The sequence below is a fragment of the Erythrobacter sp. genome, assembly GCF_038133525.1.
Classification (GTDB): domain Bacteria; phylum Pseudomonadota; class Alphaproteobacteria; order Sphingomonadales; family Sphingomonadaceae; genus Qipengyuania.
This window is the reverse complement of record NZ_JAYPTL010000170.1, coordinates 1-350: the sequence shown is the minus strand read 5'-3', so window position 1 is coordinate 350 and position 350 is coordinate 1. Positions and strand designations below refer to the sequence as shown.

Here is a 350-nt window from a genome sequence, read left to right as displayed (position 1 = left end):
AACTGGCGCGACTGGACGAGGGCGTGAAGGTCACCCACGCTCTTAACCCTGAGCGCGGATATTGGGTCCAGGTCGTCAGCGGCATCATTGCCATGAACGGCACCGAGATGCGGACAAGTGACGGTGCCGCGCTTGCCCGCGAAGACATACTGACCATCGAAGCGGAAACAGACGCGGAGGTCCTGCTGATCGATTTGCCTTAGGCGCGCCTACGCTTCATCGGCGAAGACCAGCGAACCGGACAGTAGCCGCGCCCTCTCGCGCATGCCAAGCCAGCGCACGATGCTGGCAATCCTGTGCGCGACGGGCGGGCAAACAGGCAGGGGCCTTTACCCTTAGACGCATCACCC

1 protein-coding gene is annotated in these 350 nt (G+C 62.9%); it reads left to right on the top strand.

From position 1 onward, the window contains the following. Nucleotides 1–203, top strand: a 203-nt coding sequence (locus tag AAFM29_RS17630; RefSeq protein WP_371830769.1) for a hypothetical protein, incomplete at its 5' end; no start/stop codon positions are given. Nucleotides 204–350 lie beyond the last annotated feature (147 nt).